The organism is Henriciella marina DSM 19595 (genome assembly GCF_000376805.1).
GTDB classification, from domain to species: Bacteria; Pseudomonadota; Alphaproteobacteria; order Caulobacterales; family Hyphomonadaceae; genus Henriciella; species Henriciella marina.
This window is the reverse complement of the sequence record NZ_AQXT01000002.1, coordinates 522,435-546,239: the sequence shown is the minus strand read 5'-3', so window position 1 is coordinate 546,239 and position 23,805 is coordinate 522,435. Positions and strand designations below refer to the sequence as shown.

Annotated in this window: 27 protein-coding genes; 18 read left to right on the top strand and 9 right to left on the bottom strand. The window is 59.1% G+C overall.

What is annotated here, in order from left to right; all coding sequences use genetic code 11:
• The first annotated feature begins 22 nt into the window (after nt 1-22).
• Both purM and purN read left to right on the top strand, forming a co-directional pair.
• Complete coding sequence (gene purM, locus F550_RS0102765; RefSeq protein WP_026180520.1) at nt 23-1,048, top strand: phosphoribosylformylglycinamidine cyclo-ligase; 1,026 nt, start codon at nt 23-25, stop codon at nt 1,046-1,048.
• Nucleotides 1,045-1,638 carry a phosphoribosylglycinamide formyltransferase gene (gene purN / locus F550_RS0102760; protein WP_018147001.1) on the top strand — a complete coding sequence of 198 codons (594 nt, stop codon included), beginning with the start codon at nt 1,045-1,047 and terminating at the stop codon, nt 1,636-1,638. Before purM ends, purN begins: the two co-directional genes overlap by 4 nt.
• Here the strand turns inward: purN and F550_RS18340 are convergent.
• Both F550_RS18340 and ndk read right to left on the bottom strand, forming a co-directional pair.
• Nucleotides 1,616-2,056, bottom strand: coding sequence for a BLUF domain-containing protein (locus F550_RS18340; protein WP_018147000.1), 441 nt, complete (start codon nt 2,054-2,056; stop codon nt 1,616-1,618). The two genes, purN and F550_RS18340, sit on opposite strands and share 23 nt — an antisense overlap.
• A gap of 125 nt (nt 2,057-2,181) precedes the next feature.
• The gene (ndk, locus tag F550_RS0102750; protein ID WP_018146999.1) at nt 2,182-2,604 is read right to left on the bottom strand and encodes a nucleoside-diphosphate kinase; all 423 of its coding nucleotides are present in this window, start codon (nt 2,602-2,604) and stop codon (nt 2,182-2,184) included.
• Nucleotides 2,605-2,749: 145 nt separating this feature from the next.
• On the opposite strand from ndk, the gene F550_RS0102745 reads away from it, so the two are divergent.
• On the top strand, nt 2,750-2,941 hold the full coding sequence (locus F550_RS0102745) for a hypothetical protein (RefSeq protein ID WP_018146998.1): 192 nt from the start codon (nt 2,750-2,752) through the stop codon (nt 2,939-2,941).
• On the opposite strand, the gene F550_RS0102740 is transcribed toward F550_RS0102745, so the two are convergent.
• From F550_RS0102740 to F550_RS0102730, 3 genes are read right to left on the bottom strand one after another with little or no spacing between them, the layout of a single operon-like run.
• Nucleotides 2,938-3,408: a DNA polymerase III subunit chi gene (locus tag F550_RS0102740; protein WP_018146997.1), complete on the bottom strand. Its 471-nt coding sequence runs from the start codon at nt 3,406-3,408 to the stop codon at nt 2,938-2,940. The two genes, F550_RS0102745 and F550_RS0102740, sit on opposite strands and share 4 nt — an antisense overlap.
• Nucleotides 3,405-3,698: a hypothetical protein gene (locus F550_RS0102735; RefSeq protein ID WP_018146996.1), complete on the bottom strand. Its 294-nt coding sequence runs from the start codon at nt 3,696-3,698 to the stop codon at nt 3,405-3,407. The genes F550_RS0102740 and F550_RS0102735 overlap by 4 nt, the downstream gene beginning before the upstream one ends.
• Nucleotides 3,698-5,164: a leucyl aminopeptidase gene (locus tag F550_RS0102730; RefSeq protein ID WP_018146995.1), complete on the bottom strand. Its 1,467-nt coding sequence runs from the start codon at nt 5,162-5,164 to the stop codon at nt 3,698-3,700. The genes F550_RS0102735 and F550_RS0102730 overlap by 1 nt, the downstream gene beginning before the upstream one ends.
• A gap of 95 nt (nt 5,165-5,259) precedes the next feature.
• Between F550_RS0102730 and F550_RS0102725 the strand changes: the two genes are divergently transcribed.
• From F550_RS0102725 to F550_RS18335, 8 genes are all read left to right on the top strand, one after another.
• Entirely contained in the window at nt 5,260-6,375 is a 1,116-nt protein-coding gene (locus F550_RS0102725; RefSeq protein WP_018146994.1) for an LptF/LptG family permease, read from the top strand.
• Nucleotides 6,375-7,493: an LptF/LptG family permease gene (locus tag F550_RS0102720; protein WP_018146993.1), complete on the top strand. Its 1,119-nt coding sequence runs from the start codon at nt 6,375-6,377 to the stop codon at nt 7,491-7,493. The genes F550_RS0102725 and F550_RS0102720 overlap by 1 nt, the downstream gene beginning before the upstream one ends.
• A 69-nt stretch (nt 7,494-7,562) precedes the next feature.
• On the top strand, nt 7,563-10,133 hold the full coding sequence (topA, locus tag F550_RS0102715) for a type I DNA topoisomerase (RefSeq protein ID WP_018146992.1): 2,571 nt from the start codon (nt 7,563-7,565) through the stop codon (nt 10,131-10,133).
• A 104-nt stretch (nt 10,134-10,237) separates the two neighbouring features.
• The gene (locus F550_RS19470) at nt 10,238-10,369 is read left to right on the top strand and encodes a hypothetical protein (RefSeq protein WP_018146991.1); all 132 of its coding nucleotides are present in this window, start codon (nt 10,238-10,240) and stop codon (nt 10,367-10,369) included.
• A gap of 60 nt (nt 10,370-10,429) precedes the next feature.
• Complete coding sequence (rnr, locus tag F550_RS0102705; protein WP_018146990.1) at nt 10,430-12,697, top strand: ribonuclease R; 2,268 nt, start codon at nt 10,430-10,432, stop codon at nt 12,695-12,697.
• Entirely contained in the window at nt 12,697-13,425 is a 729-nt protein-coding gene (locus F550_RS0102700; protein WP_018146989.1) for an NUDIX hydrolase, read from the top strand. Before rnr ends, F550_RS0102700 begins: the two co-directional genes overlap by 1 nt.
• A 106-nt stretch (nt 13,426-13,531) precedes the next feature.
• Nucleotides 13,532-13,699 carry a 50S ribosomal protein L33 gene (rpmG, locus tag F550_RS0102695; RefSeq protein ID WP_018146988.1) on the top strand — a complete coding sequence of 56 codons (168 nt, stop codon included), beginning with the start codon at nt 13,532-13,534 and terminating at the stop codon, nt 13,697-13,699.
• A gap of 133 nt (nt 13,700-13,832) precedes the next feature.
• The gene (locus tag F550_RS18335; RefSeq protein ID WP_018146987.1) at nt 13,833-14,303 is read left to right on the top strand and encodes a universal stress protein; all 471 of its coding nucleotides are present in this window, start codon (nt 13,833-13,835) and stop codon (nt 14,301-14,303) included.
• Between the two features lie 9 nt (nt 14,304-14,312).
• Here F550_RS18335 and F550_RS0102685 read toward each other — a convergent pair whose 3' ends face one another.
• Both F550_RS0102685 and F550_RS0102680 read right to left on the bottom strand, forming a co-directional pair.
• The gene (locus F550_RS0102685) at nt 14,313-15,683 is read right to left on the bottom strand and encodes a PleD family two-component system response regulator (RefSeq protein ID WP_018146986.1); all 1,371 of its coding nucleotides are present in this window, start codon (nt 15,681-15,683) and stop codon (nt 14,313-14,315) included.
• Entirely contained in the window at nt 15,680-16,072 is a 393-nt protein-coding gene (locus F550_RS0102680) for a response regulator (protein ID WP_040500691.1), read from the bottom strand. The genes F550_RS0102685 and F550_RS0102680 overlap by 4 nt, the downstream gene beginning before the upstream one ends.
• Nucleotides 16,073-16,182: 110 nt before the next feature.
• Between F550_RS0102680 and F550_RS0102675 the strand changes: the two genes are divergently transcribed.
• From F550_RS0102675 to F550_RS0102645, 7 genes are all read left to right on the top strand, one after another.
• Nucleotides 16,183-17,478 carry a DNA polymerase IV gene (locus tag F550_RS0102675; RefSeq protein ID WP_040500434.1) on the top strand — a complete coding sequence of 432 codons (1,296 nt, stop codon included), beginning with the start codon at nt 16,183-16,185 and terminating at the stop codon, nt 17,476-17,478.
• 72 nt (nt 17,479-17,550) lie between these two features.
• Nucleotides 17,551-18,012, top strand: coding sequence for a RidA family protein (locus tag F550_RS0102670; RefSeq protein WP_018146983.1), 462 nt, complete (start codon nt 17,551-17,553; stop codon nt 18,010-18,012).
• A gap of 8 nt (nt 18,013-18,020) precedes the next feature.
• The gene (locus F550_RS18330) at nt 18,021-18,746 is read left to right on the top strand and encodes a glycerophosphodiester phosphodiesterase family protein (protein WP_018146982.1); all 726 of its coding nucleotides are present in this window, start codon (nt 18,021-18,023) and stop codon (nt 18,744-18,746) included.
• A 15-nt stretch (nt 18,747-18,761) separates the two neighbouring features.
• Entirely contained in the window at nt 18,762-19,925 is a 1,164-nt protein-coding gene (locus F550_RS0102660; RefSeq protein ID WP_018146981.1) for a GNAT family N-acetyltransferase, read from the top strand.
• A complete protein-coding gene (locus F550_RS0102655) occupies nt 19,922-20,551 on the top strand; it encodes a hypothetical protein (RefSeq protein ID WP_018146980.1) in 630 nt (209 codons plus the stop codon). Before F550_RS0102660 ends, F550_RS0102655 begins: the two co-directional genes overlap by 4 nt.
• Nucleotides 20,551-21,126 (top strand): hypothetical protein, encoded by a 576-nt coding sequence (locus F550_RS0102650; protein WP_156807802.1) that lies wholly within the window; start codon nt 20,551-20,553, stop codon nt 21,124-21,126. The genes F550_RS0102655 and F550_RS0102650 overlap by 1 nt, the downstream gene beginning before the upstream one ends.
• Complete coding sequence (locus tag F550_RS0102645) at nt 21,123-21,557, top strand: HIT family protein (RefSeq protein ID WP_018146978.1); 435 nt, start codon at nt 21,123-21,125, stop codon at nt 21,555-21,557. The genes F550_RS0102650 and F550_RS0102645 overlap by 4 nt, the downstream gene beginning before the upstream one ends.
• Nucleotides 21,558-21,580: 23 nt before the next feature.
• Here the strand turns inward: F550_RS0102645 and gatB are convergent, their stop codons facing one another.
• Nucleotides 21,581-23,092: an Asp-tRNA(Asn)/Glu-tRNA(Gln) amidotransferase subunit GatB gene (gatB, locus tag F550_RS0102640; RefSeq protein ID WP_018146977.1), complete on the bottom strand. Its 1,512-nt coding sequence runs from the start codon at nt 23,090-23,092 to the stop codon at nt 21,581-21,583.
• A gap of 93 nt (nt 23,093-23,185) precedes the next feature.
• Nucleotides 23,186-23,512: a hypothetical protein gene (locus F550_RS0102635; protein ID WP_018146976.1), complete on the bottom strand. Its 327-nt coding sequence runs from the start codon at nt 23,510-23,512 to the stop codon at nt 23,186-23,188.
• Nucleotides 23,513-23,805: the final 293 nt, after the last annotated feature.

Sequence of the window (23,805 nt, the reverse complement as noted above, 5' to 3'; positions counted from 1 at the left end):
CCACATGGTAACGCGCTTGCCCATGACTTCAAAAGATAAACCCTCACTTTCCTACAAGGACGCTGGTGTCGATATTGAGGCAGGCGAACGCCTTGTCGATGCCATCGCACCAATGGCCAAGGCGACCCGCCGTGCGGGCGTCATGGGCGGACTAGGCGGCTTCGGCGCCCTCTTCGATCTGAAGAAGGAAAACTGGAAGGATCCGATCCTCGTTTCGGGGACGGACGGCGTCGGCACCAAACTGATGCTGGCCTTCGATACAGGCATCCACAATACGGTGGGCATCGACCTTGTCGCGATGTGCGCCAATGACGTTCTCGCCCAAGGCGCCGAGCCGCTTTTCTTCCTCGACTATTTCGCCTGCGGCAAGCTTGAAGCAGGCATCGCCGAGGCGGTCGTCTCGGGTATTGCAGAAGGCTGCAAGCAGGCTGGCTGCGCCCTTGTCGGCGGAGAGACCGCCGAAATGCCGGGTATGTACCCGGCTGGACACTATGACCTCGCCGGCTTTGTGGTGGGCGCTGTTGAGCGCGAAAAAGTCCTCCCGCGGTTTGCTGAAATGAAAGCAGGCGATCTGCTCATCGGCATTGCCTCTTCAGGGCCGCATTCAAACGGCTACTCTCTGATCCGGCGCGTTGTAGAGCGCACCGGTCTTGGCTGGGACGCCCCCGCGCCATTTGCGGACATGCCGCTTGGCGAGGCCCTGCTGACCCCGACCCGGCTCTATTCGAAGGCCGCCCTCCCCCTGATTCGCAATGAGCGCATCAAGGGGCTCGCCCACATCACGGGCGGCGGCCTCACCGAAAATGTCCCGCGCATGCTGCCAGACGATCTCACGGCTCGTTTTGACCGGGCCGCCTGGCCGCTCCCGGATGTGTTCCGCTGGCTGCAGACAGAAGGAAATGTTGCCGAGGACGAAATGCACAAGACCTTCAACATGGGCATTGGCCTGGTCTTTGCCGTCGCGCGTGATCAGGCCGACCGCGCCATTGCTGAACTTGAAGCACTGGGCGAAAGCCCGGTCGTGATTGGCGACCTCGTTCCGGCATGAGCCGCCTCAACCTTGCCATTCTGATCTCGGGCCGCGGCTCGAACATGGACAGCCTTCTGCGCGCAACAACCGAAGACGCTTACCCGGCAAAGCCGGTCCTTGTGCTGTCCAACAAGGCGGATGCGCCCGGTCTGGACGCCGCCAGGGCTTTCGGCATTGAGGCCCTAGCGGTCTCTCATAAACAGTATGAAAGCCGAGAGAGCTTTGAGCGGGCGATGCACGAAGCGCTTGAAGCACACAAGATCGACGTCATCGCGCTGGCAGGTTTCATGCGGGTCCTAACGCCGTGGTTCGTGAAGCGTTGGTCTGGCCGAATGATCAACATCCACCCGTCGCTGCTGCCGGCCTATCCCGGGCTGAACACACATGCCCGCGCACTAGAGGCAGGCGACAGCGAAGCCGGGTGCACCGTGCACTGGGTCAGCGAAGGCGTTGATGAGGGCGATATCATCGGTCAGGCGCGCGTGCCCGTGAAAGCAGGCGATACGCCGGACACGCTCGCGGCGCGGGTTCTGAAAGCCGAGCACAGACTTTACCCGGAAGCGCTGGCTGATGCCTGCCGCCTGATTATTGCACGGCAAGCGAGCTGAAACTGTCGAGCAGCGCGCGAAGGTAGACGTCCATCGCCCAGCGATCCGCATCTCGCGATTTGCCCGTTAGCCGACCGGCACATTCCACGATATCTGCAAGCTGGCGCACCTGTCCGCGCTCAAGGTCGCGCCCGGCACGAAAAGCCATCGGCCATCCCGGAAATAGTCGGCCGACTGCATCTTCGTGGCAAATGACCTGGCAATCCTCATGGCGCCAGTCGCGGCGGATGCGGATGAAACAGTCGCGAACGGCATTCTCGTCGCCCTCGATTAACTGAAGACAAAGAGTGTCCTGCTGAATCAGAAGCCCGGTGATATCGTGTTGGCGGTTGCTTTCCCGCGCCGTCGCCAGAAGGTCGTAGAGCGCATCATCGCGCAGTGACGGCCGCGATTTCGAGAGATAGATCAGACGCTTCATAGCCAAAGCCCTTTGCCAGCAACGAATCAAGACTGGCGCCGAAATGGTTAATCGTCGTTTACTAAATGGAAAAAGCCCTCCCGCCACCGGCGAAAGGGCTTTCAAATCTTCGCGCGTGGCGCGACCTAGCCGACGATGTCAGCCTCAGAGAAGAACTGGCGGATTTCCAGTTGAGCATTCTCATCGCTATCGGAGCCGTGAACCGAGTTCTCGCCGATGGACTTTGCGTAGAGCTTGCGGATCGTTCCGTCTTCAGCGTCTGCCGGATTGGTCGCGCCCATCACATCGCGGTAAGCTTTGACGGCGTTCTCACCCTGCAGGACCTGAACGACCACAGGGCCAGAGGTCATGAAGTCGACGAGCTCACCAAAGAATGGACGCTCTTTGTGGACATCATAGAAGCGCTGGGCCTGTTCCTGGGTCATCTGGATACGGCGCTGGGCGATGATGCGCAGGCCTGCCTTCTCGATGACAGCGTTTACGGCGCCGGTCAGGTTACGCTCGGTCGCGTCAGGCTTGATGATCGAAAAAGTGCGTTGGACAGCCATGAATGGCTCCTTTGAATAGACTTGCTTGTTGTGAAACTCTCGCGCGGCCTATAGCGAGCGGGCCTCGGTCGGGCAACTCCTGCTGACAGGGCAGCATCGAGCCGCTAGGCTGGAATTGTTATAAGGCGACGGAGGCAAAACTATCATGATCGGCATTCTGAGACTTATGATCGTCCTCGCCGTACTGGTTTCCGCCATCTATGCGGTGATCTGGCTCTGGACCGGCACGCTACCTGCTTATGGCGCTGAGATCATGGGAACGCTGGGGATTATTACGATCGTCTCCCTGATCATCATGTTGGTGTCTCGTCCCTCCGGCATACCGCCGAAGGCCTAGCCAGCCTCTTTCCAACCGCCCTGTTCTGTCTGCTGAAAATAGCGCGTGGTAAGGCCTGCATCTGACGCCGCCTTGTAAAGCTGGCGCGCTTTCGTGCGCACCGGCGCATCGCCATCATCGAACATGACCATACAGCGCTCATAGGCGGCATCGACCGGCACATCCGCGCCGTCCATCAGCAAAGCCACAGCGGCCTGGTTCAGATTTTCGGTGCCTTCACTGATAAGGACAGGCTGGCGCGCCGCATCTAGGCCCGCTGCCTCCGCCTGCCCATGCGGCAGGAAGCTCTGATCGTCATAGGTCCAGAGCGCTGCATCGAGCGCGCCGCGGCGGCGGATGTCGGGGCTGACGGCCAGGACACGCCAGCCCCGCTCCAGGCATTTCTCAAGCAAAGGCCCAGCCGCCTGTTCAAGCGTCGTCCGCTTGAGGTGATAGAACCACCACTCAGGCTTGCTAGGTTCGCTCATTCTTTCTCCTTGAACTGACTGAGGGCATGAAGCTCACGAATTGTGATATCCACATACATTCGTCCGAACGGCCAAGCTCCGTATCCTTGAAGATACTTGTAAGGGTCGATGTCAAAGTCACACGGGACAATATGGCCGGCAGCATCCATCTCCAGAAAGACCCAACCAAGCTCATCGTCGTCTAGCAGAAGGTCACGATGCAACCATGTGTCTTCCGAGCATTCGTGACCCAACACCTCGGCGAAGGCCGCAACAAACTCATTGAGTGTTACGGCCTTTCGCAACATCATCACCCTTCGTAATTGTCGGCGATCCACCGATCCAGCAGTCGCGGGCCGAAGCCAGACGCCCAGCTTGGATCGATTGGCGACTTCTCGCCTTCAACCCAGGCCACACCGGCAATATCCAGGTGCGTCCAGGCCTGACCCTCATTCACGAAGCGCTGCAGGAACTGCGCGGCCGTGATGGAGCCTGCAGATTTGCCGCCGATATTCTTCATGTCGGCAAACTGCGACTTGAGCTGGCGATCATATTCAGGGCCGATCGGCATGCGCCAGACACGCTCACCCTCGGCCAGACCAGCCTTGGTTAGCTGCTCGGCCATGTCATCATTATTGGTGAACAGTCCTGCATGGTGGTGACCAAGCGAGACGACGATCGCACCGGTCAGCGTTGCCAGATCAACAATGGATTTCGGCTTGAACTCTTTCTGCGCATACCAGAGCACATCGGCCAGAACGAGGCGGCCTTCTGCGTCGGTGTTCAGAACCTCGATCGTCTGACCGGAGGCAGATGTCAGGATATCGCCTGGACGGATCGCATTGCCATCGGGCATGTTTTCAACGAGGCCCACAAGACCAACCACATTGGCATTTGCCTTGCGCTTGGCGAGCGCGAGCATTGCGCCGGTCACGGCGGCTGCCCCGCCCATGTCGCCGCGCATATTTTCCATGCCCGGCCCCGGCTTCAGCGAAATACCGCCCGTATCAAAGCAGACGCCTTTGCCGCAGAGCGCAACGGGCGCATCACCCTTCTTGCCGCCCATCCACTTCATGATGCCAAGCTTGGATTCCTTGACCGAGCCCTGCCCGACACCGAGCAATGAGCCCATGCCGAGCTTTTCCATTTCTTTCTCGCCGAGAATTTCAACCTCGATGCCGTGCTTCTCAAGCTCCTTGATCTTCTCAGCAAAGGTCGCTGGATAGAGCAGATTTGGCGGCATGTTCATGAGATCGCGGGCCAGCGCTGTTCCGTCGGCAGCCGCATCCATGGGCTTCCACGCAGCTTTGGCAGCGCCCTCATCCGGCACGACCAGCGAGAAGGTTTTCAAGCTCGGTTTGTCATCATCCTTCTGCTTCGTGAAATAATTATCGAAGCGATAGGAAGCGAGCTTGGCACCAATTGCGGCGCGCGCCGCAAATTCTGCATCATCGGCATAGAGGCCGAGCGATTTGAAACCGCTCCCCGCTTGCGATTTGACCAGAAGGCCGCCGATCTTTTCCTGGGCGCGCGCATCACGGTCTGCAGGTTTGCCGCCGCCGATGAGCACAGCGCGGCGCGCCGTGCACGCCTTGGGAAGCACGACGACAGCAATCTGGCCACTTTTACCAGAGAAGCGTTTCTGACCGAGTGCTTCGGTCAGAAGACCGCCGCTTGATTCGTCCAGTGAGGACGCGGTGTCAGGCAATCTGCCGTCCTGATCGATAACAAATGCGACAATATCTGTGGCTGCTTGTTCAGCGAATGTGATTTTCATGAATAAACTCCGTTTGAGCCGGAAACTAAGCATCGACGCGCGCCAATCAACTCGCTAGGCAGAGGCCCGCACATAAAAACTGCACCCAAGGCGCAATGAAACTCATTCAGAGCTATCTTTTCAGACAGGTCTTTCGCTCTGTAATCATCATTGTGGGCGGCCTGACCTTGCTCGCTATTCTGGCGCAAGGTCTGTCGCAGACGGACATTATTGTTGAAAACCGCCAGTCGGCTTTCACCTATTTCAATATTGTCGCCCTTGGCGCGCCGCAGGTCATTGCGCTGCTCACCCCGCTAGCCGTCTTCGTCGCGACCATCTGGTCGCTTAACAAGCTGCACCGGGACAATGAGATCGTGGTCGCCGGCGCTGCAGGCATGACGCGGTGGGACATTGCGTCGCCGATCCTGCGCCTCGCCGTACTGGCCGCCATCGTCCACCTTGGTGTCAATCTATGGGTCCAGCCAACCGCCCAGCGGATGCTGCGCGAGACGGTCCAGGACGCCCGCACTGATCTTGCAACCTCACTCGTACGCCCCGGCCAGTTCACCACAGCTGGCGACGGCCTCACCGTCTTTGCCCGCGAATCGCGCGGCGGCGATCTTGTCGGCGTACTTATTTCCGATAACCGCGCCACCGAAACTGATTCGCGGGATTATCTCGCTCAGCGCGGCCGCTTCGTTGAAGTCGACGGCGTCCCAAGCATTATCATGTGGGAAGGGCAGATTCACCAGATCGACGCAAATGGTGCACTATCGATCCTGAATTTTGATCAGTCGACCTTCGACCTCACCCCCTTTGTGGAGGATAATGCTGCCGTCGTACTTAAAGCGACAGACAGATACCTGCACGAGCTGCTCTACATCGATACGATGAGCTATCAGGAGCTGCAGGATCAGGAAGCCTTCCTGTCGGAAGCAAATGCCCGCCTGACAACGCCGCTTGTCTCGATTGCCATGGCGCTCATCGCGGTGATGGCGGTGCTCGGCGGCGACTTTAACAGACGCGGCTATTCGCGCCGCATTGGTATAGCGACGGCCGGCGCTCTCCTGCTCGTTATCGTCCAGCTTGCGGTACAGTCAGCCAGCCGCAACAGCATCGCTGCGAATTACGCCCAGTGGCTGGTGCCGCTTGGAACGATTGCCGTCCTGTCGCTCATCTTTTTCAAGTGGCGGCTGCGTCTGGAAGCAAGGGCTGCCGGGGTGACACGATAATGTTTCTCACCCGGATCCAGCGTTACATCATACTCCAGCTCCTTTCGGGGCTCGCTCTGGTGCTCGCCGTCTTCACCGCAACCATTCTTCTGGTTGATGTGGTCGAGCAGCTTCGGACCGTGGGCGGTGATGTCGACCTCTCTCCCATCAATGCGGTCGGGCTCTCATTCATGAAACTGCCCGGCCTCATCGAGCAGACCCTGCCCTTCGCGATCCTGATCGCGGCGATGATTGCCTATAGCCGCCTCAATGCGCGCTCAGAGCTCTCTGTTATCCGCGCCAGCGGGTTGTCGGCCTGGCAGTTCTTGACCCCTGTCATCGTGCTGTCGGTCGTCCTGGGTCTCTTTTCGATGATGGTTCTCAATCCTCTGGGGGCGCGGCTCTCGAACCAGTTTGAGCAATCGCGAAACTCTATCCTCATCACGGGTGGCATGCGGGTCGATTCCAGCCGCGAAGATGTCTGGCTGCGCCAGGGCGATGGCAATACGCAAATCGTGATCAGCGCGCAGTCTGTCGACGAAACGGGGCAGATCTTCCGGGACGTGAAAATGCTGGAAGAAGGCCGCGTCTATCAGGATGGCCGCCCGACCGACCGCTATGAGTTCGTCCGGCGAATCGATGCAGAGCGCGCCCGCATCATTGATGGCTTCTGGCAGATCGAAAACCTCACCGAAAACCTGCCCGGCCGCCCGCCTGAGCAGATGGACACGCTTGCCATCCCGACCGACCTCGACCCGGACCGCCTGCTCGACCGGTTCACCTCTCCAAACACGATCGGGTTCTGGAAGCTGCCAGGCTTCATCCGTCAGACGAGTCAGGCTGGTCTTGATTCTTCACGCTTCATGGTGCGGCTCCATGGGCTGACCGCCATGCCGGTTTTCTTCACCGCCATGGGGCTCATCGGGGCCATTGTCTGTCTGCGCCTTTCGCGTCTCGGGGGCACGAGCCGGCTGGTCGCCGCAGGGGCGCTGGCTGCAGCTGCGGTCTTTTTCATTATGCAGTTCTCCTCCAGTCTTGGCGCATCGGGCGCTCTGCCTCCGCTTGTTGCGGCGTGGGCCCCGGCCGTGTTCGCGTTGTTTGCCAGTCTTGCGGTACTGGCCTATCGCGAAGATGGATAGCTTGCGCTGTCGGGTTGACACGCAACAGCCACACACCCAAGTTCCGCCGCGCTCTGGAGGTCACCCTGTATGAAAGTTGTTGTTGTCGAGTCGCCGGCAAAAGCGAAAACGATCAACAAGTATCTTGGAAAGGACTATAAGGTCTTCGCCTCCTACGGGCATGTGCGAGACCTTCCTTCCAAAGACGGCTCGGTCGACCCCGACAATGATTTCGAGATGATCTGGCAAGCCGATTCCAAGTCGGCGAGCCGCATCAAGGAAATCGCCGAGGCGACCAAGACCGCCGACAAACTCATTCTTGCAACTGACCCTGATCGCGAAGGCGAGGCCATTAGCTGGCATCTTCTCGAAGCGCTGGAGAAACGCAAAGCGCTGAAAGGCATCGCAGTTGAACGCGTGGTTTTCAATGCCATCACAAAGAGCGCGGTCACCACGGCGATGGAGCAGCCACGGGAAATCGACCAGGAACTGGTGGATGCCTATCTCGCCCGGCGCGCGCTTGATTATCTGGTCGGGTTCAACCTGTCGCCTGTGCTTTGGCGCAAACTGCCAGGGTCGAGATCAGCTGGCCGTGTGCAATCGGTGGCCTTGCGCATCATCTGCCAGCGCGAGCTTGAGATAGAGACGTTCCAGCCGCAGGAATACTGGTCAGTTGAGGCCGATCTGCGCGCCAAGGATGGCACCAGCTTCAAAGCGCGCCTTCATGCGCTCGACGGCGAGAATTTGAAGAAGTTCTCCCTGCCGAACGAAGAGACAGCGACCAAGGCGCTCGAGGCGGTCAAGATTGGCGGCTATTCGGTCAGCTCCGTTGAGTCCAAGCCGGTCAAACGCAACCCGCCGCCGCCTTTCATTACCTCGACGCTGCAACAGGAAGCCTCCCGTAAGCTCGGCTTCACAGCCAAGCGGACCATGGGCGCAGCCCAGAAGCTCTACGAAGAAGGCCGCATCACCTATATGCGGACCGACGGCGTGAACATGGCTGAAGAGGCCTATCAGGCCTCTCGCAAGCAGATCGAAAGCGACTATGGCGCGCGCTACCTGCCTGAAAAGCCGCGCCGCTATTCGTCGAAAGCGAAGAACGCCCAGGAAGCGCACGAAGCCATCCGGCCAACAGAGTTCAGCGTCCGCCCCGAAGCCTATCGCGGCGATGGCGACCTGAAGAAGCTCTACACCCTGATCTGGCGCCGCGCCGTTGCCTCGCAGATGGAAGCGGCCGTTTTCGAGCGCACCACGCTGGACTTCATGTCGAAGGACAAACGCGCGCAACTGCGGGCGACAGGCCAGGTCGTTGTGTTCGACGGCTTCATCAAGCTCTATACCGAAGGCCGCGATGACGGCGACGAAGATGAGGATGCCGAAGGCCGCCTGCCGAAGATGAAGGAAAGCGATCACGCCGACCTCATCGAAGCAAAATCGGACCAGCACTTCACGCAGCCGCCGCCGCGCTTCACCGAAGCCTCGCTCGTCAAGCGGCTCGAGGAGCTCGGCATCGGCCGGCCTTCCACCTACGCCTCAACCCTGTCGACGCTGGAAGACCGCGAATATGTGCGGCTTGAGAAGAAGCAGTTGATCCCGGAAGACAAGGGCCGTCTGGTCACCGCCTTTCTGGAAAACTTCTTCGCCCGCTATGTCGAATATGACTTTACCGCCGAGCTTGAAGAGCAGCTCGACGTCATCTCCGACGGCAAGCTCGACTGGAAGGCATTCCTCCGCGAATTCTGGACTCAGTTCGAGGCGGCGGTTGCCGACACCAAAGAGCTCAGGGTCTCGAATGTGCTCGATGCGCTGAACGAAGCGCTGGGTCCTTATGTCTTCCCAAGGACAGATGAGAACGGTAATCCGAAAGCCAATCCACGCGAATGTCCGCTCTGCGGCGAGGGTGAGCTTTCATTGAAGCTTGGCCGGCACGGCGCTTTTGTTGGCTGCTCGCGCTATCCAGATTGCAAGTTCACCCGCCCCTTCTCTGCCGACAGTGAGAAGGACGGCGCAATCAACCCTGAGGGCGAGGAACTCGGGCTTCATCCAGATACCGGAGAAGCTGTCTTCCTCAAGACGGGACGTTTCGGCCCCTACGTTGAAATGTCCGCTGGAGAGGATGAAAAGCCCAAACGCACCAGCGTTCCCAAAGGCTGGGAGCCGCAGTCGATCGATCTTGCCCGCGGCGTGCAGCTCTTGTCACTGCCACGCGACGTCGGTGAACACCCAGACGATGGCGAGATGATCCGCGCCAATCTCGGTCGCTATGGCCCCTACGTTCAGCACCATCGCACCTTTGCCAATGTACAGACGGTCGAAGAGCTGTTCGATATCGGCCTTAACCGCGCCGTGACGCTGATCGAGGACAAAAAGGCAAAACGCGGCGGCGGACGCGGCGCAGAGCCCCTCAAGGAGCTGGGAAAACACCCGGCCGATGATGAGCCGATCCACGTCTATGAAGGTCGATATGGGCCCTATGTGAAGCACAAGAAGACCAATGCGACGCTACCCAAAGAGACAACGCCGGACACGGTGACGCTCGAGCAGGCCATCGAACTGATTGACGCGAAGGCGAAAAAGCCTGCCAAAAAGAAGAAGGCACCCGCGAAGAAAAAGAAGCCCGCGGCGAAGAAGCCGGTAAAATCAAAAGCGGAAGAGTCTTAAAGCTTTGAATCGCTTTACAATCTGGAACGTCGCACCAATTTTGAAGACGACAGAGAAATTTTCGCCCGGGCAGATGTCAGGGCGCGCATGATAGGACGAAAACCATGACCGATCCAAAGCTACAGGAAGAAGAAGCACGCCAGGGCGAGACGGGAAAAGGCGTGCGGTATGTGCTCGTGATCTCCACGGTCGCTGCCGTCATTGCGATGGGACTGATCCTGGCCTTCGTTATCTGATTTCGCCACCCAGGCTGAATGGATGCAGGAAAATCGCGAAGAATCCACTATATAGGGTTCATGAATTTTCCCGACCGAGAAACAGTTCTCGAATTTATCGCCAAGAATCCAACTGCCACTACGAAGCAGGACATCGCCCGTGGGCTGAATGTAAAGGGACGTGAGCGCCAGACATTGCGCCAGGTCCTGAAGGATCTTGAAAACGACGGCACTCTGGAACGCACGGGCAAACGCGCCTGGGCCAAGGCAGATACACCGCCCCCCACAGGCGTCATCGTCTTCGAAAAGATCGACGACGACGGCGAATTGATGGCTCGCAGCGTTGGCCGCGACGGCGCTTTTGGTCCCCCAATCAGGTTGGCCGGCTTCAGCGGAAAGTCGAAGGGCCCCGCGCCCGGTATCGGCGACAAAGGTCTTGCTCGCATCAATGAAGCCAATGGCGAATATCACGCGAAGCTACTGAAACTCTTTGAAAAACGCGATGAGCAGTCGCAGCTCACCGGCCGGTTCGAAAAGACGCCGCGCGGTGGACGTATCGTTCCTGCAAGCCGCAAAGACAAACGTTCGCTTCTGATCGACGCTAGCGACGCGAAAGGCGCCGAAGATGGCGACCTCGTGACCGCCATGCCCAAGCCCGGCAAACCGAACGGCCCCGCCTTTGGTATCGTAACCGAGGTTCTAGGCCGGATGGACGATCCGCGTGCCGCCTCGCTTCTCGCCATTCATGGCCATGACATTCCTGTCGAATTTCCAAAGGATGTCCTGAACGAAGCCGAGACGATCAAGCCGCTCGCCAGCCCGCGCGAAGATCTCACTAAAATCCCGCTGATTACGATCGATCCGCATGATGCCCGCGATCATGATGACGCCGTCTATGCCGAAAAGCTGGACGATGGCTGGAAAGTCATTGTCGCGATTGCGGACGTTGCCGCTTATGTCCGGCCAGGTACAGCACTCGACCGCGAAGCTCAGAAGCGTGGCAACTCCACCTACTTCCCTGACCGCGTTGTGCCGATGCTCCCGTTCGAGCTTTCTGCTGATGCCTGCTCACTGGTCGATGAACAGGACCGGCCCTGCATGGCCGTCGAAATGAAGTTCGACGGCTCGGGCTCCAAACGCTCTCACCGGTTCATCCGCGGCACGATGCGCTCACACGCCAAGCTTTCCTATGAAGAAGCTCAGGCCGCGATTGACGGCAAGACCGGCGGTGCGGGTGAGCCATGGCTGGAGACCGTTCTGAAGCCGCTCTGGGGCGCCTATGAGGCGCTTGGCACGGCTCGCGACATCCGCGCCCCGCTTGCGCTTGACTTGCCAGAGAAGCGCGTGGAGATCGGCGAGGATGGCACCGTGACCGGTATAATCGAGAAAGAACGCTTCGACGCACATCGCCTCATCGAAGAATTCATGATCCAGGCAAATGTTGCGGCCGCTGAAACACTGGAGAAAGAGGGCTCGCCCCTGCTCTACCGGGTCCATGATCAGCCCTCAGAAGCCAAGCTGGCGGCGCTCGCAGATTTTCTTCAGACGCTAGATATCAAATGGCCGTTGGGCGAACGCCCGCAGACCCATCGTTTCAACCGGCTGTTGGGTGACCACAAAGAGACAGAGAATGCCGGCACGATTTCAGAGATCGTGCTGCGGTCTCAGTCCCAGGCCATTTACGCCCCTGAGAATGCAGGACATTTTGGTCTGAACCTCTCAAAGTACGCCCACTTCACCTCGCCCATCCGCCGCTATAGCGACCTTATCGTGCACCGCGCACTGATCTCGTCGCTCGGGCTTGGCGAAGATGGCCTCACCAAGGAAATGGCGGCATCCCTCGAAGACATTGCAAGCCATCTCGTTGATACCGAACGCCGGTCCATGGCCGCAGAGCGCGAGGCGACCGACCGGTATCTGGCGTTGTACCTCTCCGACAAGGTCGGGGCAGAGTTCGAAGGCCGCATCACAGGTGTGACACCCGCAGGCCTGTTTATCCGCCTTGGGGGCACAGGCGCCGATGGCTTTTCGCCAATCTCCAAGCTCTCCAATGATTACTGGGTCCACAGCGAAGGCGCGATGGCGCTGATCGCCCGCGGCTCTGGCAAGCGCTTTGAGATGGGACAGGTCGTCAGGGTTGAGCTTGCCGAGGTCACACCGCTCCAGGGCGGCCTGTTGCTGAAAGTGCTCTCAGACCCATTGCCCCCGCGCCCCGGCGAGAAACCGCCTGCCTCGCGCGGCGGCAGGTCTGGTCCGCCAGGACGCTCGCGTGGCAAGATGTCGAAAGCGCGCAAGAAGACGCGTCCGAAAACCTCCCGCAGCAAGGGAGCCAAGGGAGGAAAGAGCTGATGGCCCGCAAACTCGGTACGGCCTTTGACAAGGAAGGCGACGGCGATGTCATCATCACTGATCGTCCCACGCCGCGACCGAAAGATGCCTCGACGCTCATCCTGATTCGCCGCGACCAGGCACAGCCGCGCGTTCTGATGGGCAAGCGCTCTGGTGGTCACACCTTCATGCCGGATAAGTACGTTTTTCCGGGCGGACGCGTCGACACCGCCGATGGGCGCGTGCCGTCCTTGAGTGAGCTTCGCGACACCGAGCATCAGAAAGTTGCGCACAAGACCCGCCGCAAGCCCCGCGCCTTCGGTCTCACGGCTATCAGGGAAACGTTCGAGGAAACCGGCCTGATCGTCGGACGCGCCAATGCCTTTCCTGGCAAGCCCGCCACCGACTGGCAGAAATACGCCGACCAAGGCGCAGCCCCCTGCCTTGCAGGGTTCACCATGATCGGCAGGGCCGTCACCCCGCCCTATCGGCCAAAGCGCTTCGATGCCCGTTTCTTCATGGCCGAGGCGGAAGATGTACTCATCGATGAACGCCCGCCCGTTGACGGCGCGGAGCTGCATGACTTGCAATGGGTCACGCTCAAAGACGCCTTGGCACTCGATCTTCCCAACGTCACACGCTTTATGCTGGGCGAGATCGGCGAGCGGCTGAAACAGTCCGATGTCGGTGCGCTGCGCCCGCCATTTCTGCGCTGGACGGCCGGCGGCCATTCTCAGGACCGCATTTGATAGAGCCTGCGCTCCGCCGGTGCGGACAGGCGCTTGACTTTAATCGGGTAGCCCTCCAATAAGCGCCCTTCGAATTTCTTAGAACACGCGAGTAAGAGCAACCGTCATGGCCAAGCCGACAACCATCAAGATTCGCCTGAACTCGACTGCCGGGACGGGCTTTTTCTACGTCACGAAAAAGAACCCCCGCAACATCACCGAAAAGCTGGTGATGCGGAAGTACGACCCCGTCGCGAAGAAGCACGTCGAATTCAAGGAGGGCAAGATCAAGTAGATCTGCCCCTAATATCGTTTTTCAGGACAAGCCGGGCCAGACGCCCGGCTTTTTCTTTGCCCGATTGCGGAATTTACGTATGGAGCCAGATCAGGTTTAAGCTGTTATACTGGCTGACAACAGGAGGTGACATATGGCTCTCGACTTCAACAAGGTCATCGCCGTCATCGATATCGATGACAAACTGGCCAGCGTGATAATGGAGACGGCGGCGAAGCTGACATCCACATCTGGCGAGCTTCATGCGATCGACTCAAACCCCTTCATCACAACATTTGAGTCTCCGTACGCCGCTGGGGCGCTGGAAGCCGACACCAAGGCTCATCGTGCCGACGCGCAGCGCCGCCGGAGTGACTTGGAGACGCTGAAGGCCAAGTACGCGCCGAACGCCACTGTAGCTGTCCTGGACGGGGACCCATCACGCGATGCGGCAAGCTATGCAAAGAAGATCGGCGCTGACCTGATTGTCATCGGGTCCCATCAGAAAGCCTGGTGGAAACGCCTGCTGCTTGGGTCTGAGAGCACTGATATGTTGCGCGAGGCGCCATGCGCCGTCTTTGTTGTGACGGAGGCATATACCAAACGGCTGAAGTCCACGGGCTGATTTACCAGCTCACGCAGCGATGCTTTTGACCTGATTGCGCCCTGCCGTCTTGGCGCGATAGAGCGCGTCATCGGCCCGGCGCAGAAGGTCGGCAACCGTATCCTCGTCGCCCTGGAACGTCGCGACGCCGGCACTGACCGTGACATCAAGCTCTCCAGAGCGGCGCGTCCCCGCGTCGAATGGCGCGGCAGCTATGGCGCGCCTGATCCGTTCGGCGGCTGAGCAGGCCAGATCACCATTCGTCTCAGGCATGATGACGAGAAACTCTTCCCCGCCTGGACGACAGACGATGTCTTTGGGCCGAACATTTGCCATCAGACGTTCGGCAAACTCCTGCAGCACCGTATCGCCCGCTTCGTGCCCGTGGACATCGTTCACCTTCTTGAAATGGTCGATATCGACAGACACTACCGACAGCGGCGTTCCGCCCATCGCGGCCCGCTTCATCCAGAGCGTAAGCTGGTTATTCATGTAACGGCGATTGTAGAGCCCTGTGAGCTGGTCGATCACCGAAAGCTCCAGCCCCTTGTCGACGCGTGCGCGCAGGATTTCAACATAACGTGAGCGCCGCGTTTGTGTGCGAATGCGCGCCAGCAGCTCTTCGGGCGCAAGCGGTTGCTGGATGATGTCGCTCGCGCCAAGCTCAAGCGCGCGGCCAGCCAGGGCCTGATCGCGTTCTTCAACAGTCACGATGATGGATAGCGCGCGCGTCGTATCATTTGTGCGCAGATGCGCGCAAAGCCGCAATGGATCATAACCCTGATTGCTGAGCCCAAGCAGGACGATATCGAGCCGCTCATTGCCGGTCTTGTTCAGACCTTCTGCTTCCTCAAGCGTGAAGACGCGGTGCCCGGCCTCCTCGATCGGCTGGCGCAGGCGCTTTACGTTATAGGGGTTCGTGTCGACGACGAGGACATTGACGTCACGGTTCAGCGTATCGTTCTCTTCTTCACTGAAGGCACCAAATTTGACCCCGCTCGCCTCACGCTGGCGAAGCTCTGTCGTCACCGCATTGTACCGCAGAAGCGCATTCAGCCTCGACATGAGCGCGAAATCATCGATCGGCTTGGTGAGAAAGTCGTCGGCGCCAGCATCAAGCCCGCGCACGCGATCGGATGTCTCGCTGAGCGCTGTTAGCATGACCACGGGGATGTGAGCGGTCTCTGCAGACCCTTTTAGCTGGCGACAAACTTCATACCCATCCATGCCGGGCATCATGACATCCAGCAGGATGACCTCAGGGGCAGACGCACGCGCGATCTCCAGTGCCTGCGGGCCGTTTTCCGCCAGGAGGACAGAAAAATACTTCGCCTCAAGCTTGGCCTGCATCAGCCGTCGGTTGGCTAGGATGTCGTCAACAACAAGGATACGCGCGCTCATGCGGCCTGCCTGTCGGCAATAAGCCCCTCAACCGTCGATCGGAAGGACCTCATCTGGATCGGCTTGGAGAGATAGGCCTCACAGCCTGCCTCGCGCACAAGCTTTTCGTCTGCGCGCATCGCAAATGCCGTGACAGCAAGAACCGGAATGTCGCGGATTGATTCGTCGTCCTTGATCCATCGCGTGATATCGAGGCCGGAGACGTCCGGCAGCTGGATATCCATCACGATGAGTGCGGGCTGATGCTCACGGGCTAGCTCGACCGCACGGGCGCCATCGCGGCACTGCAGCGTGTCGAAGCCGAACGCATCCAGCAGGTCGCAGAACAAGCGCATGTTCAGTTCGTTGTCCTCGACAACGAGAACTTTTTTGCGAGCGCCTGACGTCATATCGCCTGCTTCACCCTTCAAAGGTTATACTTCATCAGCCGATACCCTACTCATAAGAGTCTTAATCTATGTTTTAATTCACGTGCCGAACTTGTCGGCGCTGACGGAACATGAGAAGAACATATATGGCGTCGCTCTGCCGTGACTGTTCATCGGTCCAGCCCGAAAAAGTCGAGATTTGCCCGGTCTGCAATAGCGGCCGGACGATCTGGCACGACCAGCTGAAAGACTTGAGCGTTGCCCACATCGACTGCGATGCTTTCTACGCTGCAATAGAGAAACGTGACAATCCCGAACTTCGAGACCGCCCGGTCATTGTCGGCGGCGGACAGCGCGGCGTGGTTGCGACATGCTGCTATATCGCACGGCTCGACGGCGTGCGCTCTGCCATGCCGATGTTCAAGGCGTTGAAGGCCTGTCCTAAAGCCGTCGTCGTCAAGCCCGATTTCAGAAAATACTCGGCGGCCTCCCGCGAGATCAGAGCAAAGATGGAGGCGCTCAGTCCGCTGGTCCAGATGGTGAGCATCGATGAGGGCTATATCGACCTTTCCGGCACCGGACGCCTGCACGCCCATTCCCCTGCCTCGCTGCTGGCGACGCTGGCGCGCGACATCGAACGGGATCTCAAAATCACGATTTCGATCGGACTTTCAGAAAACCGCTTCCTCGCCAAGATGGCAAGCGAGATGGACAAGCCGCGCGGCTTTGCCGTTGTCGCAAAAACTGATGTCGCTGCGATATTGGGCCCGCTTCCGGTCAGCGCCGTTCACGGGGTTGGGCCAGCCTTCGCCAGACGCCTTGCGCAGGATGGCTATAACCTGATCGGTGATATTCAGGCCATCGGCCGCATCGACATGATGCGCAGATATGGCGAAAGCGGCCAGCACCTCTGGGACCGTGCCCACGGCATCGATCATCGCCGTGTCTCGCCAGACAGGGACCGTAAATCGGTCTCCTCCGAACGCACGTTCAACACGGACATCTCAGACCCGATGACGCTGGAAGACAGGCTGTGGACGGTCTGCGAAGAGACCGCGACCCGCGCGAAGGCGCATGGGGTCGCCGGCTATGTCGTCACACTGAAGCTCAAGACCAAGACATTCCGCAGCCTGACCCGCAGCGTCACGCTGTCCGAACCAACCCAGCTTGCGCAGACCCTGTTCAGGACGACGAAGCCGCTACTTCGCCGGGAAACTGCCGGGGCAACATCCTTCCGTCTCATCGGCATTGGCATTTCCGACCTTCATCCCGCCGGCATCGACCATGTCGACCTGATTGATCCATCAATCGCCAAGCGGGCGGCGGCTGAGCGTGCCGTCGACCGCGCCCGCGGCAAATTCGGTGAACAGGCCGTCCAGACCGGCCGGGCCATGCGCTCCGAGCATCGAAAGCGCACCTCTGACTGAAGCGCGCCTTGCCGGGGGCGCGGGCATATGTCTAAGAGGGGGCGTACAGATAACCATCGGAGCCTCCCCGCAATGAGCACCCCCGAAGCCCGCCTGGTCAGTCTTGGCATTACCCTTCCAGAGCCGATGAAGGCAGTGGCGAATTATGTGCCCTTCGTGATCTCCGGCCAGCACCTATACGTGTCTGGCCAGGTCAGCTCCACGCCAGATGGTCTGGTGACCGGGCGCCTCGGCGAGACGATGGACCTGCCAGCTGGCCAACAGGCTGCGAAACGCTGCGGTATCAATCTGATCGCCCAGTGCAAGGCCGCAGTCGGTGATCTTTCCCGCATCAGCCACGTGGTCAAACTCGGCGGCTTTGTAAACGCCCATCCGCTCTTCATCGACATCCCGCAGGTCATCAATGGATGCTCTGACCTGATGGTCGAGGTCTTTGGTGAGGCAGGCCGCCATGCGCGCTCTGCCGTGGCTTGTCCGACGCTGCCACTTGGCGTTGCTGTCGAAGTAGATGGCATCTTCGAAATCGCGAACTGAGGACTGTTTTGGCCGAACGTTTCAATCTGCTCGATTTTAATTATGCACACCGCGGGCTCTGGTCCGCCGAAACCTTTCCCGAAAACAGCCTGGAGGCTATCCTGGCGGCGAGCGGCGACGGCTTGGGCGCTGAGATCGATGTTCGCCCTGCCGCATGTGGGACCCCTATTGTCTTTCATGATTCCATCCTCGACCGGATGACGGAGATTGACGGTTTCGTATCGAGACATTCGGCAGAAGAGCTGACCAAGCTGCCGCTCAAGGGCAATGGCACACTGGTCACGCTCGCCCAGCTCCTTGAAGCGTGGACATCGGACAGCCCCCTTCTGATCGAGCTGAAGATCGATGGCGAGACCGATGCCGAGGGTTTCACCAAACTCGTCTCCGAACAGGTCGATGCCTTTGACGGCCGCGCTGCCCTGATGAGCTTCAGCCGCCGCGCGGTCTCGGCCATGCCGTCCAGCTTGATGAAAGGTGCCCTTATCCTGCCAAGCCGCATGTCGCAGGACATCACACTTCAGGCTCTTGTGAGTACATCTGCCGCCCTGATGCCCGACTTCATTGCCGCCCACTGGTCCGATGCCCAAGAGGCGCAGATCACATCGACAGACTATGGTCTTCCCGTTGCCGTCTGGACGGTCGACAGTGCTGACCGTGCGCAGGAACTCAACCAGCTTCCAATCGCGCAGATCTTCGAAGGGTTTGATCCGGCCTTTGTCAGACCGAAGGCATGACTTAGCTTCCCTCGCATGGATGATGCGCGCCTTGAGGTCAGACTGGTCAAAAGCCTCGATGAGATCGATGCCAGCGACTGGAATGCGGTCGCAAACCCGGGCAGCGAGAGCTACGACCCCTTCCTGAGCTGGCAATTCCTTCAGGCCATGGAAGAAAGCGGCGTGGCCTCTCCCGAGACCGGCTGGGCCCCGCATCACATCATCGTGGAAAAGGCCGGGCAGGGCCTTTGCGGCGCGATGCCACTTTATCTCAAATCCCATTCCCAGGGTGAGTTTGTCTTCGACCATAGCTGGGCAGACGCTTATGAGCGCGCTGGCGGCCACTATTATCCAAAACTTCTCTCTGCCGTTCCCTTCACGCCCGTCACGGGACGCCGCCGCCTTGTGCGCCCTGGGCCGGATGCGACGCAGATCTCAGATGCGCTTCTCGGCGCGGCGGTAAAGATCGCCGCCGATAACGACATCTCTTCGCTCCACATCAATTTCCTCACCGGCGAAGACGCGCTGAGGCTGGAAGCCGCCGGTCTGCTGGTGCGGACCGACCAGCAGTTCCACTGGCACAATGATGGCTATGAGAGCTTCGATGACTTTCTGGCGGTGCTCTCCTCCGCAAAACGCAAGAACCTCCGCAAGGAACGGCATAAGGCACAGGAAGGCCTGACATTCAGTCATATTACCGGGAATGAGATCACCGAGGATCACTGGGATGTCTTCTACGAATTCTACATGGACACGGGCGCGCGCAAATGGGGCACGCCCTATCTCAACCGTGCGAGCTTTTCCCTGCTGGGCGAGCGGCTGGCAGACGACATTCTGCTTATCTTTGCCGAAGAAGACGGTCACCCGATTGCCGGCGCCCTCAACATGATTGGCGGCGACAGACTGCTCGGTCGTTACTGGGGCACGGTCTCTCCCCGGCCAATGCTCCACTTCGAGACCTGCTATTATCAGGCGATCGATTTTGCCATCTCGCGCGGCCTAAAGACGGTCGAGGCAGGCGCGCAAGGCGGACATAAGCTCGCGCGCGGCTACGTGCCCGAAACCACCTACTCCGCCCACTGGATCGCCCATGAGGGCCTCGCAGGTGCGGTAGAAGAATATCTCGACCGCGAGAGACAGATGGTTGAACGAGAATCCAACTTTCTACGTGAGCGAACCCCCTTTAAGAAAGACGGATGAGTTCGCTTGTCACGATACGGCGCTGTGCCACTTTGCCCGAAGCGCTGATCGACGTCTCATTCCTTCAATCTCGAGGAATTGAAGCTAGTCTCGACAATTATCACCACGCTGCCGTGAACTGGCTGATCGTGCCTGCGCTGAACGGCATCGGCGTTTCGGTGCCGGCGAGCGATGTCGAGGCCGCAAAGCAGGCAATGGTTGATGCGGTGTCCACAGACACGCAAGAATTTGAAACGCTCTATGGCGCCTACGAATCGCCAGCGCCTGTAAGCAAAGGGCCAGTCTGGCTCTTCTGGGCGTCAATTCTCGGAATACCGTGGCTTCTATACAGTCTGCTGGTGGCGATTTTGGAGCTGCTCATACCGGCCCGACTTGTACCTGAAACTCCCAGACTGTCCGATATTACGAATGCGTGCCCGTATGGCTATTCCTGCTTTTCGTACGACAATCTTTCCTACAGCATGACCAGCGTAGAGTTTTCAGTTTTCCGCCAGGAGCCTCACGCTTGGTGGCTAGTTTTTGTATTGATCGGCATCCAGCTCTCTTATTTCGGTCTGCTCTATCTCTTCGGATTGGTTTTCGCACGAAGCTCCCGGCGTCTGTCAGAGCGACGGCGGTCTCGCTGATGACTTCCCTCGTCACCATTCGACGCTGCGCAACACTCCAGGAGGCCCTTGTCTGTAAGGGTTTGCTGGAAGCCAACGGCATCCACGCCATTGTCGAAAACTACCACCACGCATCGAATGACTGGTTGCTCATTCCCGGTCTTGGAGGTGCCCGCGTCGCCGTCCCATCCACCGAGGTCGAGACCGCGCATGATGTGATCAGGAGGAGCGCCCAGGATGGCGCTGACCTGCTCGAAGAGAAATTCGGCGCTTATGAAACACCGCAGCGCTATGGCGTGATAGCTCTCTGGTACATGATCCTGCACCAGTTTCAGGTCGCGCTCTTCCTGTGGGTGTGTTTCTTCTACGTGCTCCTGAAGTTTCTGGATGCTGTCCTGCCAAGCCACTGGTTCATATCGAAGGCCCCGGCTATCGAGCGAGACTGGACACCCGAAGTATCTGCCGGAAGCTGGAACCCGATTTCAATGAGCGGCTGGAACATTGAAGGCTTCCTGTTTGTTATTGTGATCATCCTTGTCTTCGTGGCCGACCGGCTGATAAAGCCAAGGACAGACACCAGAGATGAGGCCCCATGACCCTCCACGGCACCTACGATAAAGACAATATTTTCGCGAAGATGCTACGGGGCGAGATGCCCTGCGTGAAGGTCTTCGAGGATGATGTCGCCCTCGCCTTCATGGACATCTTCCCGCAAGCCGAGGGTCATACGCTCGTCATCCCGAAAGACGTGAAGGCACGCAACTTTCTTGAGCTGAAGCCAAAGAAGATCGGCCCTTATATGGAGCGCGTCCAGACCGTCGCCCAGGCTGTCGAGAAAGCGCTGAAGCCAGAAGGACTACGGATCATCCAGTTCAACGGCGCGCCAGCCGGACAGACGGTCTACCACCTGCACTTCCACATTTTACCCGTACGAGAAGGTGACACAGGCCGCGCGCATGCCAGCGGGACGCCCACCGATACTGAAGAGCTTCAGGCGCTCGCCGACAAGATTGCTGCTTATCTCTAGGCTTTGAAGGTCGCGACCGAGGCTTAAAGCCCGAGCTTCTGCTTGAGGATCTGGTTCACAGCGCCCGGATTGGCCTTGCCGCCCGACGCTTTCATGACCTGCCCGACAAACCAGCCCATGGCTTTCGGCTTTTCCTTCACCGAGGCCGCCTGCTCTGGATTGTCGGCGATGATCTGATCCACGATGGCTTCGATCGCGCCGGTATCGGTGACCTGCTTCAGGCCATGCTTCTCGACGATATCACCCGGATCGCCCTCACCATCAATCATGCGTGCGAAGACGTCCTTGGCAATCTTGCCGGAAATCGTGTCATCCGAAATGAGGTCCACAAGGGCGCCAAGCTGAGCCGCCGATACAGGACTGTCAGCCAGCTCGAGATCCTCACGGTTGAGGTAACCGAACAGCTCCTGGCTGACCCAGTTCGCCGCAAGCTTGGCATCACGCCCCTTCGCGACCGCCTCGAAGAATTCGGCGCGCTCGCTGTCAGCCGTCAGGACGCCAGCATCATAACGCGACAGGCCATACTCACTCTCGAACCGTGCGCGTTTTTCGTCCGGCAGCTCAGGCAGGCTCTCGCTGATATTCTGTATAAAGAGATCATCGATCTCCAATGGCAACAAGTCAGGATCAGGGAAATAGCGATAATCGTGCGCATCTTCCTTTGAGCGCATCGACCGGGTTTCCCCCTTGTCCGGATCGTAAAGCCGCGTCTCCTGATCAACCTTGGCGCCGCCCTCGATCCGCTCAATCTGGCGGCGGGCCTCATACTCGATCGCCGCCTGGATAAAACGGAACGAGTTCATGTTCTTGATCTCGCAACGTGTGCCGAGATGGCTGAAGTCGCCGGTCTCGCGAAACTTCTCATAGCCGCCAGGCTTGCACACGGAAACATTAACGTCCGCACGCAGATTGCCCTTCTCCATGTCGCCGTCGCACGTCCCCAGCGCGACAACGATGGACTTGAGTTTCTTGACGTAAGCCGCTGCTTCCAATGGGGTTCTTATGTCCGGCTTTGACACGATTTCCATCAGCGCGACGCCGGACCGGTTAAGGTCGACATAGGTCGCCGTCGGGTCCATATCGTGGATCGACTTGCCGGCATCCTGCTCCAGGTGAAGCCGCTCTATCCGTACAGGGAAGGAATAGGCTGGGTCGCCATGCGCCGGCTCGACATCAACCTCAATTTCGCCCTCGCCCACGATCGGAAATTCGAACTGGCTGATCTGATAGCCCTGCGGCAGGTCGGGATAGAAATAATTCTTGCGATCAAAGCGCGACCATTTGTTGATCTGCGCCTTGAGGCCGAGCCCTGTGCGCACTGCCTGCTCGACGCATTTCCGGTTGATGACAGGCAGCATGCCCGGCATTGCCGCATCGACCAGCGACACATTGCAATTGGGGTCAGCGCCGAATTCAGTAGACGCACCAGAAAACAGCTTCGCCTCGGACGCGACCTGCGCATGGACCTCAAGGCCCATCACAATTTCCCAGTCTCCGGTGTCGCCTTTCAGCGTATAGGTCGGCCGCTCGGACATGTTGTCATTCCCGATTCAAGATAAGTGTCAGGGGCGCGTTTAAGCATAGCTCGCAGGGCCTTGCCATAGCGGCGGCTCTCTGCCCTGCAGCGCTTAAGCGTTTTTGTCCTGCTCGGTTTTTTTCTGAGCGGCCGCCACGCGCGCCTTGCGGGCCGCCATCCGGTCTTTGACATTCGCGCTGAGACGGCTCGGGACCTCGGCATCGTCGGCCTTCTGCGCGCGGCGAAACTGGATCCGCTCGACAAAAATCGCGCCGCGAAGAGAGATGTAGAGCGCGGCCACAATCGCAGCGAGCCAGTACGTCCGCGTGCGCGGATGCAACGGGTTCACACCATTATACCAGGCCATGGAGAGGATCAGCAGCACCATCAGGATGAAGGCGCAGCCTGCATAAAGCGCGGTTCTTGTTTTTCTCGACATGGGCAACTCCATAACATTCTGGGCGCGTGTGCGTCACGATCACAGATGCGTTACGCGCTCAGCGCTGCTCATCCCATTTGTCCGCGAGAGGCAAAAGCGGCATTAGCACGAGGAATAGCCCCAAGAGGAACAGGACCGCCGGGACGGCAAAGCCCCTGTCCGCCCCCTCCTGCGCAGGGGCGCCCGTCGCCGCGTGCACAGCCAGCCCTGCGAACAGCGCAGCTAGAGGCCATCTGACCGCCCGCGACCGTAAGATGCGCAGGCCTAACGCGCCAAGCGTCAGCTTTTCCAGG

What these genes read in the sequence shown, in the direction of transcription:
- F550_RS18340 (WP_018147000.1), bottom strand. Translation starts at nt 2,056, where the DNA reads ATGAAGCGTCTGATCTATCTCTCGAAATCGCGGCCGTCACTGCGCGAT.
- F550_RS0102735 (WP_018146996.1), bottom strand. Translation starts at nt 3,698, where the DNA reads ATGATGTTGCGAAAGGCCGTAACACTCAATGAGTTTGTTGCGGCCTTC.
- topA (WP_018146992.1), top strand. Translation starts at nt 7,563, where the DNA reads ATGAAAGTTGTTGTTGTCGAGTCGCCGGCAAAAGCGAAAACGATCAAC.
- F550_RS0102725 (WP_018146994.1), top strand. Translation starts at nt 5,260, where the DNA reads ATGAAACTCATTCAGAGCTATCTTTTCAGACAGGTCTTTCGCTCTGTA.
- ndk (WP_018146999.1), bottom strand. Translation starts at nt 2,604, where the DNA reads ATGGCTGTCCAACGCACTTTTTCGATCATCAAGCCTGACGCGACCGAG.
- F550_RS0102635 (WP_018146976.1), bottom strand. Translation starts at nt 23,512, where the DNA reads ATGTCGAGAAAAACAAGAACCGCGCTTTATGCAGGCTGCGCCTTCATC.
- rnr (WP_018146990.1), top strand. Translation starts at nt 10,430, where the DNA reads ATGAATTTTCCCGACCGAGAAACAGTTCTCGAATTTATCGCCAAGAAT.
- F550_RS0102670 (WP_018146983.1), top strand. Translation starts at nt 17,551, where the DNA reads ATGAGCACCCCCGAAGCCCGCCTGGTCAGTCTTGGCATTACCCTTCCA.
- rpmG (WP_018146988.1), top strand. Translation starts at nt 13,532, where the DNA reads ATGGCCAAGCCGACAACCATCAAGATTCGCCTGAACTCGACTGCCGGG.
- F550_RS0102720 (WP_018146993.1), top strand. Translation starts at nt 6,375, where the DNA reads ATGTTTCTCACCCGGATCCAGCGTTACATCATACTCCAGCTCCTTTCG.
- F550_RS0102685 (WP_018146986.1), bottom strand. Translation starts at nt 15,683, where the DNA reads ATGAGCGCGCGTATCCTTGTTGTTGACGACATCCTAGCCAACCGACGG.
- F550_RS0102645 (WP_018146978.1), top strand. Translation starts at nt 21,123, where the DNA reads ATGACCCTCCACGGCACCTACGATAAAGACAATATTTTCGCGAAGATG.
- F550_RS0102730 (WP_018146995.1), bottom strand. Translation starts at nt 5,164, where the DNA reads ATGAAAATCACATTCGCTGAACAAGCAGCCACAGATATTGTCGCATTT.
- purN (WP_018147001.1), top strand. Translation starts at nt 1,045, where the DNA reads ATGAGCCGCCTCAACCTTGCCATTCTGATCTCGGGCCGCGGCTCGAAC.
- F550_RS0102675 (WP_040500434.1), top strand. Translation starts at nt 16,183, where the DNA reads ATGAGAAGAACATATATGGCGTCGCTCTGCCGTGACTGTTCATCGGTC.
- F550_RS18335 (WP_018146987.1), top strand. Translation starts at nt 13,833, where the DNA reads ATGGCTCTCGACTTCAACAAGGTCATCGCCGTCATCGATATCGATGAC.
- F550_RS0102655 (WP_018146980.1), top strand. Translation starts at nt 19,922, where the DNA reads ATGAGTTCGCTTGTCACGATACGGCGCTGTGCCACTTTGCCCGAAGCG.
- F550_RS0102740 (WP_018146997.1), bottom strand. Translation starts at nt 3,408, where the DNA reads ATGAGCGAACCTAGCAAGCCTGAGTGGTGGTTCTATCACCTCAAGCGG.
- F550_RS0102680 (WP_040500691.1), bottom strand. Translation starts at nt 16,072, where the DNA reads ATGACGTCAGGCGCTCGCAAAAAAGTTCTCGTTGTCGAGGACAACGAA.
- F550_RS0102745 (WP_018146998.1), top strand. Translation starts at nt 2,750, where the DNA reads ATGATCGGCATTCTGAGACTTATGATCGTCCTCGCCGTACTGGTTTCC.
- gatB (WP_018146977.1), bottom strand. Translation starts at nt 23,092, where the DNA reads ATGTCCGAGCGGCCGACCTATACGCTGAAAGGCGACACCGGAGACTGG.
- F550_RS0102700 (WP_018146989.1), top strand. Translation starts at nt 12,697, where the DNA reads ATGGCCCGCAAACTCGGTACGGCCTTTGACAAGGAAGGCGACGGCGAT.
- F550_RS19470 (WP_018146991.1), top strand. Translation starts at nt 10,238, where the DNA reads ATGACCGATCCAAAGCTACAGGAAGAAGAAGCACGCCAGGGCGAGACG.
- F550_RS0102660 (WP_018146981.1), top strand. Translation starts at nt 18,762, where the DNA reads ATGGATGATGCGCGCCTTGAGGTCAGACTGGTCAAAAGCCTCGATGAG.
- purM (WP_026180520.1), top strand. Translation starts at nt 23, where the DNA reads ATGACTTCAAAAGATAAACCCTCACTTTCCTACAAGGACGCTGGTGTC.
- F550_RS0102650 (WP_156807802.1), top strand. Translation starts at nt 20,551, where the DNA reads ATGACTTCCCTCGTCACCATTCGACGCTGCGCAACACTCCAGGAGGCC.